The organism is Rhodococcus sp. 06-1460-1B (assembly GCF_002258475.1).
Taxonomy (GTDB): Bacteria; Actinomycetota; Actinomycetes; order Mycobacteriales; family Mycobacteriaceae; genus Rhodococcoides; species Rhodococcoides fascians.
On record NZ_NOYS01000033.1, the window covers coordinates 360,684 to 375,561 of the forward strand.

Genomic DNA, 14,878 nt, shown 5'->3' on the forward strand with positions numbered 1-14,878 from the left:
TTACCTCGTCATGACAAGTGCGGTCGCGACGGCCGCGATTCCTTCGCCGCGACCGGTCAGCCCGAGCCCATCGGTGGTGGTCGCGGACACCGACACCGGTGCACCGAGCACACCCGAGAGAACGTCCTGCGCCTCGACGCGGCGCGGTCCGATCTTGGGCCGATTACCGATGATCTGCACCGCAGCGTTGCCGACCGCAAACCCGTCGGCGTCGAGCAACCGTCGTACCTCGGTCAGCATCGCGGCTCCACTGACCCCGTCCCACTCCGGACGCCCGGTGCCGAAGACCGACCCCAGATCGCCCAGGCCCGCAGCGGACAGCAGGGCGTCACACAGCGCGTGCGCGGCGACGTCGCCGTCGGAGTGGCCCTCGAGACCGTCCGCGTCCTCGAAGAGCAGTCCGGCCAGCCAGCAGGGTCGGCCGGGAGCGATGGGGTGGACGTCGGTGCCGATGCCGACTCTCATAGGAGCGCCTCTGCCAGTAGTAGGTCGTGCGGAGTGGTGATCTTGAATGCGAGCGCGTCGCCGACGATGGTGTGCACCGTCTCGCCGATGCGCTCGACCAGTCCCGCATCGTCGGTGGAGATGTCGGTAGCGGCGGCATAGGCGCGACGCAGGACGTCGGCGTCGAAGCCCTGCGGGGTTTGGACCGCACGCAGACTCGCGCGATCGGGCGTGCCGACCACAGCGCCCATGAGGTCGACTTCCTTGACGGTGTCGACGACGGGCAGCACCGGGATGACCGCTGGTCGTCCGGCTCGGACCTCGGCGACGACGCGGGCGATCAACGCGGGCGGCGTGAGAGCGCGAGCGGCGTCGTGGACGAGCACCACGGAAGCGTCTCCGACGACGGCGAGACCGGCGCGCACCGAATCGGTGCGTTCGCGGCCGCCTGCCACGACGATGACGTCGTCGCCGACGAGCCCGCGGGCCGCGTCGAGCAGATCGACGGGCACGATGACGACGATGCGGTCGACGGCACCCGAGGCACGCAGTCCGTCCACGGATCGCGTGAGAAGAGAGTCGGTACCCAGACAGACGAAAGCCTTCGGCTCGTCGTGTCCGAGCCGAAGGCCTTTACCTGCTGCGGGTACCAGGGCGACAACGTCGCCGGCGGTACCGTTCACGCTACGAAGCTGCTCATTCTGCGAAGCTGCACACTCTACGAAGCGGTGGCGAGAACTTCGTCGAGCATGGTGTCGGCCTTGGCCTGGTCGGTTCCCTCGGCCAATGCCAACTCGCCGACGAGGATCTGACGCGCCTTGGCGAGCATCCGCTTCTCGCCTGCCGACAATCCACGATCCTGTTCGCGACGCCAGAGATCACGAACGACCTCTGCCACCTTGTTCACGTCACCGGAAGCCAGCTTCTCCAAGTTGGCCTTGTAGCGACGCGACCAGTTGGTGGGCTCTTCGGTGTGCGGTGCGCGCAGCACCTGAAAGACTTTGTCGAGGCCTTCTTGCCCGACGACATCGCGGACGCCGACGTACTCGGCATTGTCCGCGGGGACTCGAACGGTGAGGTCGCCTTGCGCGACCTTGAGAACCAAGTACTCTCTCGGTTCACCCTTGATGGTGCGTGTCTCTATCGCTTCGATCAGCGCCGCTCCGTGATGGGGGTAAACGACGGTGTCTCCGACCTTGAAAATCATGTGACAAGTGCCCCTTTCGATTTATCCAGAATACCACGCCCAATATCAACGGCGCAGGTCAGGGGCACAGTGCTGCCGAATCAGGGGTTGACACAGACCGTTCGACGTGTATCCGATGCCACATTTCGGCCGCGGTCGTAACACCCCCGTTCCGTGCGGAAGGCTGCCCTACCTGGCTCATCGTGAGCAGTGGCGGACCCCACGAGCGGTCGGTGGACGAGAACTACTACTCTGCCTAGTGGACGAGATGGACCGAGCCGGCCCGGCACCACATGGAGGACGACCGAAGTGACTGCAATCGACGCTGCGACACCGCTTGGCCGCCATCGCAGAACGGCCGCTGCCCTCGCGTTTCTCGCTGGTGGCACCCTCGTGCTCACCGCCTGCGGCGCAGGTCAGATCTCGCAGACGGCCACTCAGGTCGCGGCGGTCAACGGCAATTCCGTCGACGTCGGAGACATCCAGCTTCGCAACGTGCACGTCGTGTACCCCTCCTCCGAGGAGTACAGCATCGAGCCCGGCGGCACCGTCGAGCTCGGGTTCACGGCCATCAACGCCAACCCCGCCGTGGCGGACGAGCTGACCGGGATCTCCTCTCCCGAGGCTCAGGTCACCATCGTCGACGAGGCAGAACCGGGCAGCACCGAGATCGCTCCGCTGACCGCGCTCGGTGCGGGATCACCCGCCGACACGCAGCTGGACGATCCTCTGCTTCCGATCCAGCTCATCAAGGTCGAGATGGCCGACATCAGCGAGAACGTGCGCCCGGGCCTGACGCTGCCGGTCACCTTCGAGTTCGCCAATGCGGGCGATGTTGTCGTCAACGTCCCCGTCGACGCCGGCCACGAACTCGAGCGCTCCGAAGAGGCAGTCTCTGAGCACAGCGGCGGGCACTGACCCCTCCGTACGAGGTCACCGGACCTGTCGGTGCCGATCGTTAGGCTTCCGACGTGGTCAAACTGAAGTCGAGCTACCGCTGCTCCGCGTGTCATCATTCGGTCTCCAAGTGGGTCGGCCGGTGTCCCGAATGCGGCGACTGGGGCTCGATGGACGAGGTCCAGGCCACCGCGGCACCGCTCACGTCGCGCGCAGGTGCATCGGCGCTCCGCTCGGGCGGCGGCGCCATGATCCCGACGACGCCCGCAGCTGCACTGACGACCATCAGCAGCGCAACCTCGCAGGCGAACACCACCGGCATCGACGAGTTCGATCGTGTCCTCGGCGGCGGTCTGGTCCCCGGTTCGGTCGTTCTGCTGGCCGGTGAGCCGGGCGTCGGCAAGTCGACGCTGCTGCTCGAGGTGGTGCATCGGTGGGCGCGTTCGGCTCCCGATCGCCGCGCGCTCTACGTCACCGGTGAGGAATCGGCAGGGCAGGTTCGGCTGCGAGCGGACCGTACCGGCGCGGTGCACGAGCGCGTCTTTCTCGCCGCCGAGTCCGATCTGGCAACCGTGTTCGGACACGTCGAACAGGTCAAGCCCAGCCTGTTGATCGTCGATTCGGTGCAGACGATGCTCGCCGCCGACGTCGACGGGGTCATCGGCGGTGTCACTCAGGTCCGCGCCATCACCAGTGCGTTGACCACGCTGGCCAAGACCACCGGAGTCGCCGTCCTGCTCGTGGGGCACGTGACGAAGGAAGGCGCGGTGGCAGGCCCACGCTCGCTCGAACACCTCGTCGACGTGGTCCTCAACTTCGAGGGCGACAAGCACTCCACGCTGCGCATGATTCGCGGCGTCAAGAACCGGTTCGGCGCCTCGGACGAGGTGGGCTGCTTCGAGTTGCGGGAGACCGGAATCGTCGGCATCAGTGACCCGTCCGGGCTGTTCCTGCATCACCGCAACGACGCCGTCCCCGGGACCGCCGTCACCGTCACGATGGACGGCAAGCGGCCGCTGCTGGCCGAGTTGCAGGCACTGATCGTCGACACCGCGATGCCGTCACCGCGACGCGCGGTCAGCGGACTCGATCACGCCCGTGTCGCGATGATTCTGGCCGTCCTGGAACGCCGGTGCGGCGTGAAGGTGTCCAAGGCCGAGGTCTATGCCGCGACGGTCGGCGGGATGCGCACGAGTGAGCCGTCCGCAGATCTGGCTCTGGCAGCTGCGGTGGCGTCGGCGGTGCGTGATCAACCGTTGCCCGCAGGAATGGTGATTCTGGGAGAAGTGGGGCTCGCCGGCGAGGTTCGACGCGTTGCCGGGCTCGGGCGCCGCCTCGCCGAGGCAGCCAGACTGGGGTTCAACTACGCCATCGTCCCCGAGGACGCGGGCCCCATCCCGCCCGGCATCAAGGTCAAAACCGTCACCAACGTCGGTGAGGCCCTGACGTACACGCGTATGCGGCCGGTATGACACCGGGCGGTACCCTTTACGGCGCTGCCCGCGTGCAACGGCGTGGCCCGCATTCGGCGGCGCGTTAGTCTTTGTTGGGCACGAGCTCCAGATCTGCCGCATGCCGTTACGACACGAGGGGGTTGGCCATGGAAGGCGCCGCGCAGTCCCCGGCGTTACGCGAGACCATCGCTCGACTGGCACCGGGCACCGCCCTGCGGGACGGTCTCGAGCGAATCCTGCGCGGCCGCACCGGCGGATTGATCGTCCTGGGCTACGACGAAGAGGTCGAGGCCATCTGCGACGGCGGGTTCGAGCTCGATGTCGAGTTCGCGCCGACCCGACTGCGCGAGCTGTCGAAAATGGATGGCGCAGTAGTGCTTTCGACCGACGGGCAGCGCATCGTTCGGGCCAATGTTCAGCTCGTCCCGGACCACAAGATTCCTACCGTCGAATCCGGCACCCGACACCGCGCGGCCGAGCGAACCGCGATGCAGACCGGGTATCCCGTTGTCTCCGTGAGCCAGTCGATGAGCATCGTCAGTGTCTACATCAGCGGCATCAGGCACGTCGTCGAGGGCTCCGCCACCATCCTCTCGCGCGCCAATCAGGCCGTCGCCACGCTCGAGCGATACAAGGCCCGGCTCGACGAGAACACGCGTCAGCTCTCGGTCGTGGAGATCGAAGATTTCGTGACCCTGCGCGACGCGTTGACCGTCGCCCAGCGCCTCGAGATGGTGCGACGGGTGTCGGTGGAAATCGAGCAGAACGTCCTCGAACTCGGCACCGACGGCCGTCAGCTCGCTCTCCAACTCGAAGAGTTGTTGGGCGACAACGACATCGACCGTCAACTGATCGTGCGCGACTATCTCGCCGGCAACGAACCGTCGAGCACCACCGGTGTGGAGAAAGCGCTCGCGGCGCTGGACAAGCTGACCGATGTCGACCTGTTGGACCTGACGACTCTGTCCCGGGCATTCGGTTATCCCGCGACCATCGAAGCGTTGGACACCCCAATGAGTCCGCGCGGTTATCGCGTACTGACGCGAGTGCCGCGGTTGCAGTTCAGCCAGATTCACCGACTCGTGGGCGCATTCGGCACTTTGCAGGGCCTGCTGGCCGCAACCGCCGCCGATCTGCAGTCGGTCGACGGCATCGGCGGCCTGTGGGCCAGACACATTCGTGAGGGACTGTCCCGCTTGGCAGAGGCCTCGATCTCCGGGCCCTACGACTAGGAAGCGCTACGACCGAGACCCGGAACCACTGGAACCGGTAACCCCTACCGCTTCTTGGTCCCCGGGAGGAAACCAGCGTCGATCACGGCTTTCACGTAGGGCCGTGCGCTCGTGATCAGCTGCTCCGCATCCGGAACGGTCTTCCACACTGCCGAAGCCATGGCGTCGGTGCGCTCCTCGATGTGCCGATCGAGAGCGGTGCCGGCCTCGGTCAACGTCTCCCCCTCGGCAGAAGTGGTGAGCAGTCCCCGGACGGCGAGTCGTTCTGCAGCCGAATCCCATTCGGTCTCGGACCACTGTCGCGTCAGCTGTGTGATGCGCTTGCCGAGTGCTCGGCGTCCGGGCTGCGGTGTCGGGCGGACGGCTTCGTGGAACACCGCTGCTTCCGCGGGGTCGAGTTCCGCGTCGATCAAGGCGGCGAGGTGGCCGTCGCCCCGCCACTCACGCAGCACGGTGATCGAATGCCACAGGGCGAGATGAGGCACGTCGGGTCGTTCGGTGGAATGCCATGCTGCTGCGAGAGGACGGCCGGCGAAGGACGCCGCGTCGCCGATGCTGCGCAATCGCTCCGCGATGGTCGCGAGATCGGGCTCGGAGGCCAAGGAACCCAATGCTGCGCCGAGGACGGAGTCGAGCAGTGCCCACCGGCGATCGGACACTGCATCCAGACCGACGGCCACAGCGGCCGGCCACGCCTGCTCGATCAACACCGGGTTGAAGTTGTAGAACGCAGCCGCGACGACGCTGGGCGCGCACGGACCCATCGGCGCGGCCCGTGCGCCCACGTACCAGGCATGACCGTCGAGTCCGGTGTCCTCGTACGCAGATCCGAGTTCAGGATTGAAGTACGCGGTCACATGGAAGGGTTCGAGCGTCGTGTAGGCCGCTCGGGCAAGCGCTGTCGGGGTGGTCATGAAATTCGACCGTACTCAGCCGGTGATGTTGAACGGTTCCGGCACGCTCTTGAGCTCGCCGAGCTGCGCGATGGCCTGGTATGCACCGACGCCGACCGGGACGCGCTCTTCACCGCAACCGGGAACCGAGTTGGTGCCCGACCACTTCACCGTGAAGCCGGCCTGCTCACCGGGCTTGAAGGTTCGCAGATCCGACGCAGCGTTCGGGAAGCAGTCGATGTTGGACCAGATGCGCTGATTGTCGAGCGTGTAGACGAGTGCCTGCTGCAACCCGGCACCGACGTCGCGCTGGCACTCCGCTGACCCGATGTTGGTGATCACGACGGTGAACACGGGCTCTTCGCCGAGGCGATAGGTGGCCTTCTCGGGCGTCACCTTGATCGCGAGGGACTGATCCGGGCACTGGTTGGCGATCGCCGGAGCGGGCGCACCACTGGTCGTTGCTGCTGTCGTGCCACCGCCGGCCGCGGAGTCGGTACCGCCGCCCGAACCACCGGACCCACCGGAACCGCCCGATCCCTCACCCGAACCACCGGAGCCACCCGAACCACCGGGCGTGGCAGACGAGCTGGGCGACGGCAGCGCGGACGTGGTCGCCGGAGCTGCGACCCCGGCCGGAGCGGCCTCGGGGTCGTCGGAACGACCGCTGAGCGAGGCGATGAACCACACGATCAAGCCGAGGACGACAACGGCCGCACCGATGGCGAGTGCGCGGCGTCGCCAGTAGATTTCGGGAGGCAATGGCCCGGTCGGTTCCAACACGAATCAACCGTATGCGGCCGAAGCCACGCTATCCCTGAGCCCACGCGGCGTGTCGCACCGGCGAACGGGCTTTCGGGGGCAGCCGGACCGTCAGGCGGGCTGTTCGACCGTTCAGGCGGGCTGTTCGCCGATGTCGCCGATGACCTCGCGAAGCTGCGCACGCCCCTTGGACAGCTGGTACGTGAGCCCGACGATCGCCAGCTCGCCGGCTTCGACCTTCTCGGCGACGATGCGCGAACGCTGCATCAGCAGGTTTCCGGTTTCCTGGACGTGGCGCGCCTCGAACTCGTCGACGGCTTCGTGGCCGTCGCGTCGGGCCGAGAGCACCGACGGGGTGACGCGCTCGACGACGTCGCGGATGTAGCCGCCGGGCACGTCACCGCTCTCGAGTGCGTCGACGGTCGCCTGAACGGCACCGCAGTGGTCGTGTCCGAGCACGACGATCAGCGGTGCATTCAGGACCGCGACGCCGTACTCGATGGAGCCGAGAACGGCGGAATCGACGACGTGGCCGGCGGTACGAACGACGAACATGTCGCCGAGGCCCTGATCGAAGATGATCTCAGCGGCGACGCGTGAGTCGGCGCAGCCGAACAGGATGGCCCCGGGGTGCTGAGCGCTCTCGAGCCGGGCGCGGTCCTCGATACCCTGCGACGGATGCAGGACCTCTCCGGAGACGAACCGTTGGTTGCCTTCCTTGAGTGACTTCCAGGCAGCGATCGGATTCGAAGCAGGCATAGCTCTCATTGTGCACGCGCAGCGGGCTACCGGCGAGTCGGGTGCACGCGCAGCGGGCTACCGGCGAGTCGGGTTCACTACTGTTGGTACCCGTCACAGACACGAGAAGAAGGGCGCACAGTTGCCGATCGATCCCGAGGCCCTGCTCGGATGGTTCGATACCGACGGACGCGACCTGCCGTGGCGTCGTCCGGGAGTGACCGCATGGCAGATCCTGATGAGCGAGATCATGCTGCAGCAGACGCCCGTCGTGCGGGTGGCTCCCATCTGGGAGCAGTGGGTGCAGCGGTGGCCGGTCCCCTCGGCGATGGCCGCGTCGTCGCAGGCCGAGGTGCTGCGGGCGTGGGGAAAGCTGGGGTACCCGCGTCGCGCATTGCGTCTGCACGAGTGTTCTCGGGTGCTTGCCGAGGACTACGGCGACGAGGTTCCGCGGGACGTCGACACCCTGCTCGGCCTGCCCGGCATCGGGGCCTACACGGCCAGGGCGGTGGCGACTTTCGCCTACGGCCAGCGAGTTCCGGTGGTGGACACCAATGTTCGACGCGTCGTCGCGCGTGCGTTGCACGGCAACGCCGAGCCTGGAAATCCCTCGACGACAAGGGATTTGGCCGACGTCGAACAACTGCTTCCGGTCAGTGTGCCCCGCGCCGCCCGGTATTCGGCGGCGTTGATGGAGCTCGGCGCGCTCATTTGCACCGCCAAGAATCCGGCGTGTCTGCTGTGCCCACTTCCCGAGTGCGCCTGGATCGAGGCCGGGCGGCCTGCGCACACCGGCCCGGCGAAGAAGGTGCAGAAGTTCGCCGGAACCGATCGACAGGTACGCGGCAAACTGATGTCGGTCCTGCGGGAGAGCACCGGGCCGGTGGAGCGGGCTCAGCTCGACATCGTCTGGCCCACCGACCCCACCCAGCGTGACCGCGCGTTGGACTCACTGTTGACCGACGGCTTGATCGAGCAGACCGAATCGGGCTTGTTCGCGCTGGCCGGTGAGGGTTCGGACGGCTAGGACGCCAGAAACTCCACCAGAGTCGCATTGACCGCGTCGGGTCGTTCGAGGTAGCCGAAGTGGCCCGTATCGGCGATTTCGACGTAGCGCGCACCTGGTATCGCCGCAGCCACTTCACGGCACTGCTGCACCGGAATGAGCCGGTCGTCGGCGAATCCGACGACGAGCGACTTGGCCGAAATTCGGCGATACGCTATCAATCTGTCTGTGCCGGCACGCATTTCGAGTCCGATCTGCGCCCGCATACCGGCCGTCTTCTTGCCGCCGGAGTATTCGAGCACCGCCAGCCAATCGCCGATCGCTGCCTCGTCTGCCAAGGTCTTGGGCGAGAAGTTCTGCATCGCAGTCATCGCCGCCCGGTACGAGGCCGGAAGTTCGACTCCCGCGTCGAACAGATCTTTCTCGCCCTTCGTCAACTGCTGACGCATCGTGGTGTTTTTGCCGTAGGTGGCCATCATCACTGCGTGCGACACCAGATCCGGCCGCGCCAACGCCAATTCCTGGGTGACGCGTGCGCCCATCGACGTGCCGACGACGCGCACCTTTCCGCCGCCGAGATGTTCGATCAAGGCGGCGGTGTCTGCGACCAAGTCGTCGAGCGTCATTCCATGCGCACACTCGGACGACGGTGCGATACCGCGATTGTCGAATGTGACCACGCGATATCCGCTCTTCACCAGCGCGGGAACCTGATGGGTTCGCCAGACGCGACCCGGGCTTCCCGTCCCCATCACCAGAACCACGAGCGGTCCGTCACCGGTGACGTCGTAGTTCAGGTCGATTCCGTTGAGCTGTGCGAGCGGCATTCGGATGATCCTAGTGTGCGCAGGAACCCCTCGACGGCGTCGCGATACCGCTCCGGGGCTTCGTCGTGAACGAGATGCGCCGCACCCTCGACTCGGACATACACCGATCCGGGCTTGGCCGAGTGCATTCGGCTCATCTGTCCGGCAGGCGTGATGGTGTGCTCACCTTCGATCAACAGAACCGGAGCACGGACGGCATCCCATTCGTTCCAGAAGTGCCGCGTCCCCCACTCCTGCGAAATGGCCTCGAACGTATCGACGTCACCGTGCAGTCGCCAGCCGTCGTCGCTGAGCTCGAACGAATCCAGAAAGTACTGTCCGGCAACATCTTCGAAGAAGGCGCGTACCGCGTCGGCGTCCGGGAACGGTTGCGGCCACGCCCGGATCATCGCCGCCCAGCCGTCCGCCGTTCGACCGCGAAAGTCCGGCGCGATGTCTTCGACGACGAGCGCGGTGACCAGATCCGGTCGCCGCGCAGCCGCACACCAGCCGTGCAGCGCTCCCATCGAATGACCGACCAGCACACTGGGACCCACCGTTTCGAGGTGCTCGATCAGGTCGTCCACGAACGCCTCGGTCGTCAGTTCGGGCGGCGGAGGCCGACGGTGGCCCGGGGCGTCGTAGGTGTGCACCCGCCCGAATTCTCGGAGCCACGGAATCTGGCGTCGCCACGTCGCCGCACTGCCCATCAGCCCGTGCAGCAGCAGTATCGAACGGCCGGATCCACCCTCGTCGTAGAGCATCACCGCCGAGCATATCGGCGGGGTAGTCTCCCGAGAATGGCCATTGTGAAGATCAACGCGATCGACGTACCCGAGGGCGCAGGCCCCGAGCTCGAGAAGCGCTTCGCCGCGCGTGCCGGAACGGTCGACGGTTCGCCCGGTTTCCTCGGGTTCCAGTTGCTCCGTCCGGTCAAGGGCGAGACACGCTATTTCGTCGTCACCCAGTGGGAGGACGAGGAGTCGTTCCAGGCCTGGTCCGGTGGCCCGTCACGGCAGGCGCACGCCGGTTCCGGCGAGAGCAAGCCGGTCGCGTCGGGCGCGTCACTGTTGGAGTTCGAGGTCGTGCTGGACGTGCCCGCCACCTCGTGACGACGCAGTTCGCCCGTCAGATGGGCTGACGGGCGAGCTCCCACTCCAGTCTGGTGGGCGTATCGGAATCGAGTTTGTGCACGGCGTCGAACAACAGCTCGGCAGGCATCGGGCGACCGAGGTAAAAGCCCTGTGCTGCATCGCAACCCAGCCGACGAAGGGCGTCGAGGGTGCCTGCATCCTCGACGCCCTCGGCCATGATTCGAACACCCAGACTGCGGGCCAGGTCGATGGTCGAGCGAACGATGGACGCGTCGGTGTCGTCGGAGTTCATCTTCGAGACGAACGAGCGGTCGATCTTGAGGGTCTGCACCGGCAGGGTCTGCAGGTACGCCAGCGAACTGTAGCCGGTCCCGTAATCGTCGATGGCCAGAGTCACCCCCAGGCTGCGCAACGAGGTCAACGCAGCCACCGATCGCACCGGGTCGGTCATGGCTGTCGTTTCGGTGACCTCGAACTCCAGGGCGTGCGCCGGTACGGAGTGTTTCGCTAGTGCCGCGGCGACCTGTTCGGTGAGTGTCTCGTCGAGAAGATTCCGAACCGAAAGGTTCACCGAGACAGACAGAGTGATGCCTCGCCGTCGTAGTGCGCTGCACTGCGCGAGTGCCTCGTCCAGTACCAGTGCGGTGATGGCGGGCAACATGCCGGTGCGCTCGGCATCGGGGAGAAACGTCGACGGCCCGATCAGTCCCTCGCGAGGGTGCAGCCACCGCAGCAGAGCCTCGACCCGGTCGACGCTGCCCGACTCGAGATCGAGACACGGCTGGAAGAACACCCGGAGCTGATGGTCACGGATCGCCGTGTCGAGCTCGCCCAACAGTCGCATCTGATCGTGTCGGTTTCGGTCCATGTCGGGCTCGTACAGACCGATGCGAGCATGGCCTGCCTTCGCGGACGTCAACGCCACATGAGCGCGCTGCAACATCGCCTCGCCGTCGACGCCGTTCGTCTCGGACGCTCCCGAACACTCCTCGAACGCCGCTATCCCTACCGCCGCATCGAGGGCGACGTTGATGTCGTGCACGAACATCGTTCTGCTGACCGCGAATTGGAGACGATGAGCCATGTCGAAAATATCGGTCCTGCCCGGGAGCCGACGCATCGCCACGACGAACTGATCGCCTCCCAACCGTCCCACCAGATCGTCGGACCGCACCGAGGCGACGAGGCGATGGCCGATCTCGCGGAGCACGCTGTCGCCCACGCTGTAACCGAAGGTCTCGTTGATCTGAGCGAAACGGTCGATGTCGACCACGAGCGTGAAGACGTCCGATTCGCCGCGCGTGGCGAGCATCGTGTCGAGCCGCTCCCGAAGCAGCCTGCGGTTCCCCAGTCCGGTAACGGCATCCGTTCGTGCCACGTTCTCGAGCACCGAAGCCTGCCTGCGCAGCGTGCCGAGGAAGCAGGCCATCCTGCCGCCGACCAGGGATATGACCAACGCAGAGGACAGCACGATCACCCAACCCCACTGCGCGACGGGCACTCCGCGAGCAAGTTGCACGGCCATGGCCGCCGGGGTGACGGCAACCGCGAGACCCAGACCGACGAATCGCGCTCGCCCGAACCTGAACGGACTGGGCCGCTCGATGCGTGCGACCGCCCGCTCCGGCACGAACAGCGCAACGACTCCGAAGCACACGTAGGCCGCCAGCCACAGCGTGTTCGGGATCAGCGAGCGGTAGAGCTCGACATCGTCGATCCGAGAGTAGGTGGCGAAGTCGGACGCGGTGAGAAGCAGTGTGCCGATGGTGGCAGCCACGACCGGGATTCCGGTCGAACGCGTCAACAGATAGAGACTGCCGATGAGAGTGAGCAAGAACGCGTCGATGGTCAGGTAGACGGTCGCAGGCAGGAACGAGAGCATCGAGGCCAGCGACCCCGTCCAGTCGCCGGGAACGACGAACATCCACGCGGCCAGACCGACGCCCACCGCGACCACCAGACATTCGAGGAGCTCTTCCAGACCGAAAACGAGCCCGTTCTCGTCGGCCGCACGCGCGAATCCCACAGCAATGATCACGTACCCGGCCAGAAACAGCACGTCTGCGGCCGAGAAGGTCGAGACCCGACCGCCCCCGTATTGCATCAAGGCCACCAGTCCGTCGCCCACGCCCCAGCAGCCGACACCGAGTGCCATGTACTTCCATGTGCGCCGATCCGGACCGTTCTCGCGCAGGTACCGATAGACGAATGCCGCCATTGTGGCCAGGACCACGATTGCATAGACGATGTCGCGGGGTAATCCCTGCGGGGCTGCCGCGTGCGCTGCGACTGCGAGGGCACCCAAGCCTAGGAAGCGCGTCCACAACATGGTGGGCACATCCTTCCTAGGCTGGTCGTTACATTCCCCGAAGGTATGCAACAGCCGATCTAACCCGATGCTTGACCTCGATTCGGCACCGACCCATCCGCGGATGGGTCGAATCACGAACTATTTCAAACCTGACGACTGTTCGCCAGTCTCACATCGGGTGATCCGTTCGATCAGCCTTCGAGCGCGGCGTCCAGCGTGATCTCGACACCGGTGAGAGCCTTGCTGACCGGGCAGGTCTCTTTCGCTGCCTGCGCTGCCTTCGCAAACCCGTCGGCGTCGAGACCGTCCACCTCGCCGCGGACGGTCAATTTGATACCGGTGAGCTTGAAACCGGGCTGATCCGGACCGAGCGAGACATCAGCGGTGACTTCGAGACTCTGCGGAGTACCGCCCGCTTCTGCGATCAGCGCCGACAATTGCATCGCGTAACAGCTCGAATGAGCCGCTGCGATCAGTTCCTCCGGGCTGGTGGTGCCGTCTGCGTTCTCGGCGGCACGCTTGGGAAACGACACGTCGAACGTCGCTGCACCCGAACTGGACAGCTCCACCTGGCCGGAACCTTGTTCGAGAGTTCCATTCCATGCGGTGCGTGAGGTACGTGTTGGCATCGAACCGAGTCCTTTCGTCGTCGACCCTTCATAGGGCCGATACTCAGGCTAACGTCGGCGGGGTGACCGGGCCATCGAGTGCGGAGATCTCGACATGACGAACGAGCGAGCCACCAGTTGCCTACGGCGAACAGCGATGATCGTGGCGGCGGCGCTCGTCTGGGGTGTCACGCTGTCGGCACCCGTCGTCGCCGATACCCTGTCGGACTTCTACGACCTGCCGGTGGAATCGACGGGACATTCGCCCGGCGATGTGGTGCGAGTACGACCGATGAACTCGCCCAAAGGTTTCGGACTCGGCTTCGACATCGAACGAATCCTGTACACCTCCACAGATACGCACGGCGAACCCATGACCGTCTCCGGGTACACGATGACCCCCACCGCGCCGTGGCCCGGTCCCGGACCGCGACCGGTGATCGCCTACGCGCCCGGCACATCCGGGATGGCCGATCGCTGCGCCGGATCGGCGGTACTCGGTACCGTCGGCTCGTCCCCCGCCATCCTGCCGCTACTGCTGGCCGGCTATCGCGTCGTAGCGACCGACTACCAGGGACTCGGCACTCCGGGCGGGCACACGTATCTGAACCGTCTGGCCTCGGGACACGCGTTGCTCGACGTGGCGAGAACCGCCGACGCCGACACCCCGGTGGTGCTGTACGGGTACTCGGAGGGTGGGTTCGCCTCGGCCTCGGCGGCCGAACTCGCCAATGGGTATGCCCCCGAGCTCAACATCGTCGGCGCGTACGTCGGTGCGCCACCGGCAGATCCGACGCTCAACATCGAGCCCCTCGACGGCACCACACTCGGCAGCGCCATCCTGTTCGCGGTCGACGGCATGATCAACGCCTACCCCGAACGTGCCGACGAGATCCGAAGCGTGTTCGACGCCGACGGCACCGCACTGCTGGACGCCGCGCAGAACTGGTGCAGCACCGACCGCGCAGCGAACGACGCCATCAACACCAGCGAACTCACCCGCGACGGACGCCCACTCACCGCGCACCTGAACGACCCCGGAATCTTCGACGTGATCGATGCGAACACCGTCGGCCGAATCGCACCGAGCATGCCGGTCTACCTGTCGCACGGCGTCGCGGACGACGTCGTACCGATCGAGCAATCCCGGGCTCTGCTCGAACGCTGGCAGGAGCTCGGTGCCGATGTCACCTACCGCGAATACGACTTTCCGGTCGTCCCGATCACGGGCGCGAACCATGCACCCGGAGCCCTGGCCGCATACGCCGACATAGTGCCCTGGATCGCCGACATCGTTCACAGAACCGAGGCCTGATCTCAGCACCGAAATCAGGGTCTTCGCCGAGGCTTCTGCGCGGCCCGGGCCTGGATCAATGCGCCTTTGTTGCAGTCTGACCGACTGGAACCCACATTGATCCGGGGGGGTGGGTGGCGGTGCCGGAGCCGG

Annotated in this window: 16 protein-coding genes; 6 read left to right on the top strand and 10 right to left on the bottom strand. The window is 66.0% G+C overall.

The window, feature by feature from the left end:
- The 3 genes from ispF to CH268_RS20065 are packed head-to-tail and all read right to left on the bottom strand — an operon-like array spanning position 1 to position 1,651.
- Complete coding sequence (ispF, locus tag CH268_RS20055; RefSeq protein ID WP_027494342.1) at positions 1-465, bottom strand: 2-C-methyl-D-erythritol 2,4-cyclodiphosphate synthase; 465 nt, start codon at positions 463-465, stop codon at positions 1-3.
- Positions 462-1,127 (bottom strand): 2-C-methyl-D-erythritol 4-phosphate cytidylyltransferase, encoded by a 666-nt coding sequence (ispD, locus tag CH268_RS20060; RefSeq protein ID WP_032388290.1) that lies wholly within the window; start codon positions 1,125-1,127, stop codon positions 462-464. The genes ispF and ispD overlap by 4 nt, the downstream gene beginning before the upstream one ends.
- A 35-nt stretch (positions 1,128-1,162) precedes the next feature.
- Positions 1,163-1,651: a CarD family transcriptional regulator gene (locus tag CH268_RS20065; protein WP_027494344.1), complete on the bottom strand. Its 489-nt coding sequence runs from the start codon at positions 1,649-1,651 to the stop codon at positions 1,163-1,165.
- A gap of 288 nt (positions 1,652-1,939) precedes the next feature.
- On the opposite strand from CH268_RS20065, the gene CH268_RS20070 reads away from it, so the two are divergent.
- The 3 genes from CH268_RS20070 to disA all read left to right on the top strand — a co-directional run bounded on the left by CH268_RS20070 (position 1,940) and on the right by disA (position 5,213).
- Positions 1,940-2,548, top strand: a complete 609-nt coding sequence (locus tag CH268_RS20070; RefSeq protein ID WP_094665681.1) for a hypothetical protein — start codon at positions 1,940-1,942, stop codon at positions 2,546-2,548.
- Between the two features lie 53 nt (positions 2,549-2,601).
- Positions 2,602-3,999 (top strand): DNA repair protein RadA, encoded by a 1,398-nt coding sequence (gene radA / locus CH268_RS20075; protein WP_027494346.1) that lies wholly within the window; start codon positions 2,602-2,604, stop codon positions 3,997-3,999.
- A gap of 128 nt (positions 4,000-4,127) precedes the next feature.
- Positions 4,128-5,213, top strand: coding sequence for a DNA integrity scanning diadenylate cyclase DisA (gene disA, locus CH268_RS20080; protein ID WP_027494347.1), 1,086 nt, complete (start codon positions 4,128-4,130; stop codon positions 5,211-5,213).
- Between the two features lie 44 nt (positions 5,214-5,257).
- Here the strand turns inward: disA and CH268_RS20085 are convergent, their stop codons facing one another.
- The 3 genes from CH268_RS20085 to CH268_RS20095 form a co-directional block, all read right to left on the bottom strand.
- Positions 5,258-6,127 carry an SCO6745 family protein gene (locus CH268_RS20085; protein ID WP_027494348.1) on the bottom strand — a complete coding sequence of 290 codons (870 nt, stop codon included), beginning with the start codon at positions 6,125-6,127 and terminating at the stop codon, positions 5,258-5,260.
- A gap of 15 nt (positions 6,128-6,142) precedes the next feature.
- Positions 6,143-6,889, bottom strand: coding sequence for a hypothetical protein (locus CH268_RS20090; protein WP_027494349.1), 747 nt, complete (start codon positions 6,887-6,889; stop codon positions 6,143-6,145).
- 111 nt (positions 6,890-7,000) lie between these two features.
- Positions 7,001-7,627, bottom strand: coding sequence for a carbonic anhydrase (locus CH268_RS20095; RefSeq protein ID WP_027494350.1), 627 nt, complete (start codon positions 7,625-7,627; stop codon positions 7,001-7,003).
- Positions 7,628-7,748: 121 nt separating this feature from the next.
- Between CH268_RS20095 and CH268_RS20100 the strand changes: the two genes are divergently transcribed.
- A complete protein-coding gene (locus CH268_RS20100) occupies positions 7,749-8,633 on the top strand; it encodes an A/G-specific adenine glycosylase (RefSeq protein ID WP_032371516.1) in 885 nt (294 codons plus the stop codon).
- On the opposite strand, the gene CH268_RS20105 is transcribed toward CH268_RS20100, so the two are convergent.
- Both CH268_RS20105 and CH268_RS20110 read right to left on the bottom strand, forming a co-directional pair.
- Positions 8,630-9,439, bottom strand: a complete 810-nt coding sequence (locus CH268_RS20105; RefSeq protein ID WP_032373652.1) for an alpha/beta fold hydrolase — start codon at positions 9,437-9,439, stop codon at positions 8,630-8,632. The two genes, CH268_RS20100 and CH268_RS20105, sit on opposite strands and share 4 nt — an antisense overlap.
- A complete protein-coding gene (locus CH268_RS20110; protein WP_094665682.1) occupies positions 9,406-10,182 on the bottom strand; it encodes an alpha/beta fold hydrolase in 777 nt (258 codons plus the stop codon). Before CH268_RS20110 ends, CH268_RS20105 begins: the two co-directional genes overlap by 34 nt.
- Positions 10,183-10,218: 36 nt before the next feature.
- On the opposite strand from CH268_RS20110, the gene CH268_RS20115 reads away from it, so the two are divergent.
- The gene (locus CH268_RS20115; protein WP_027494354.1) at positions 10,219-10,530 is read left to right on the top strand and encodes an antibiotic biosynthesis monooxygenase family protein; all 312 of its coding nucleotides are present in this window, start codon (positions 10,219-10,221) and stop codon (positions 10,528-10,530) included.
- A 16-nt stretch (positions 10,531-10,546) separates the two neighbouring features.
- On the opposite strand, the gene CH268_RS20120 is transcribed toward CH268_RS20115, so the two are convergent.
- Together CH268_RS20120 and CH268_RS20125 are read right to left on the bottom strand one after the other, a co-directional pair.
- Positions 10,547-12,841, bottom strand: a complete 2,295-nt coding sequence (locus CH268_RS20120; protein WP_094665683.1) for a putative bifunctional diguanylate cyclase/phosphodiesterase — start codon at positions 12,839-12,841, stop codon at positions 10,547-10,549.
- A 173-nt stretch (positions 12,842-13,014) separates the two neighbouring features.
- Positions 13,015-13,452, bottom strand: coding sequence for an OsmC family protein (locus tag CH268_RS20125; RefSeq protein ID WP_027494355.1), 438 nt, complete (start codon positions 13,450-13,452; stop codon positions 13,015-13,017).
- A 94-nt stretch (positions 13,453-13,546) separates the two neighbouring features.
- Between CH268_RS20125 and CH268_RS20130 the strand changes: the two genes are divergently transcribed.
- The gene (locus CH268_RS20130; protein WP_176457997.1) at positions 13,547-14,746 is read left to right on the top strand and encodes a lipase family protein; all 1,200 of its coding nucleotides are present in this window, start codon (positions 13,547-13,549) and stop codon (positions 14,744-14,746) included.
- Positions 14,747-14,878: the final 132 nt, after the last annotated feature.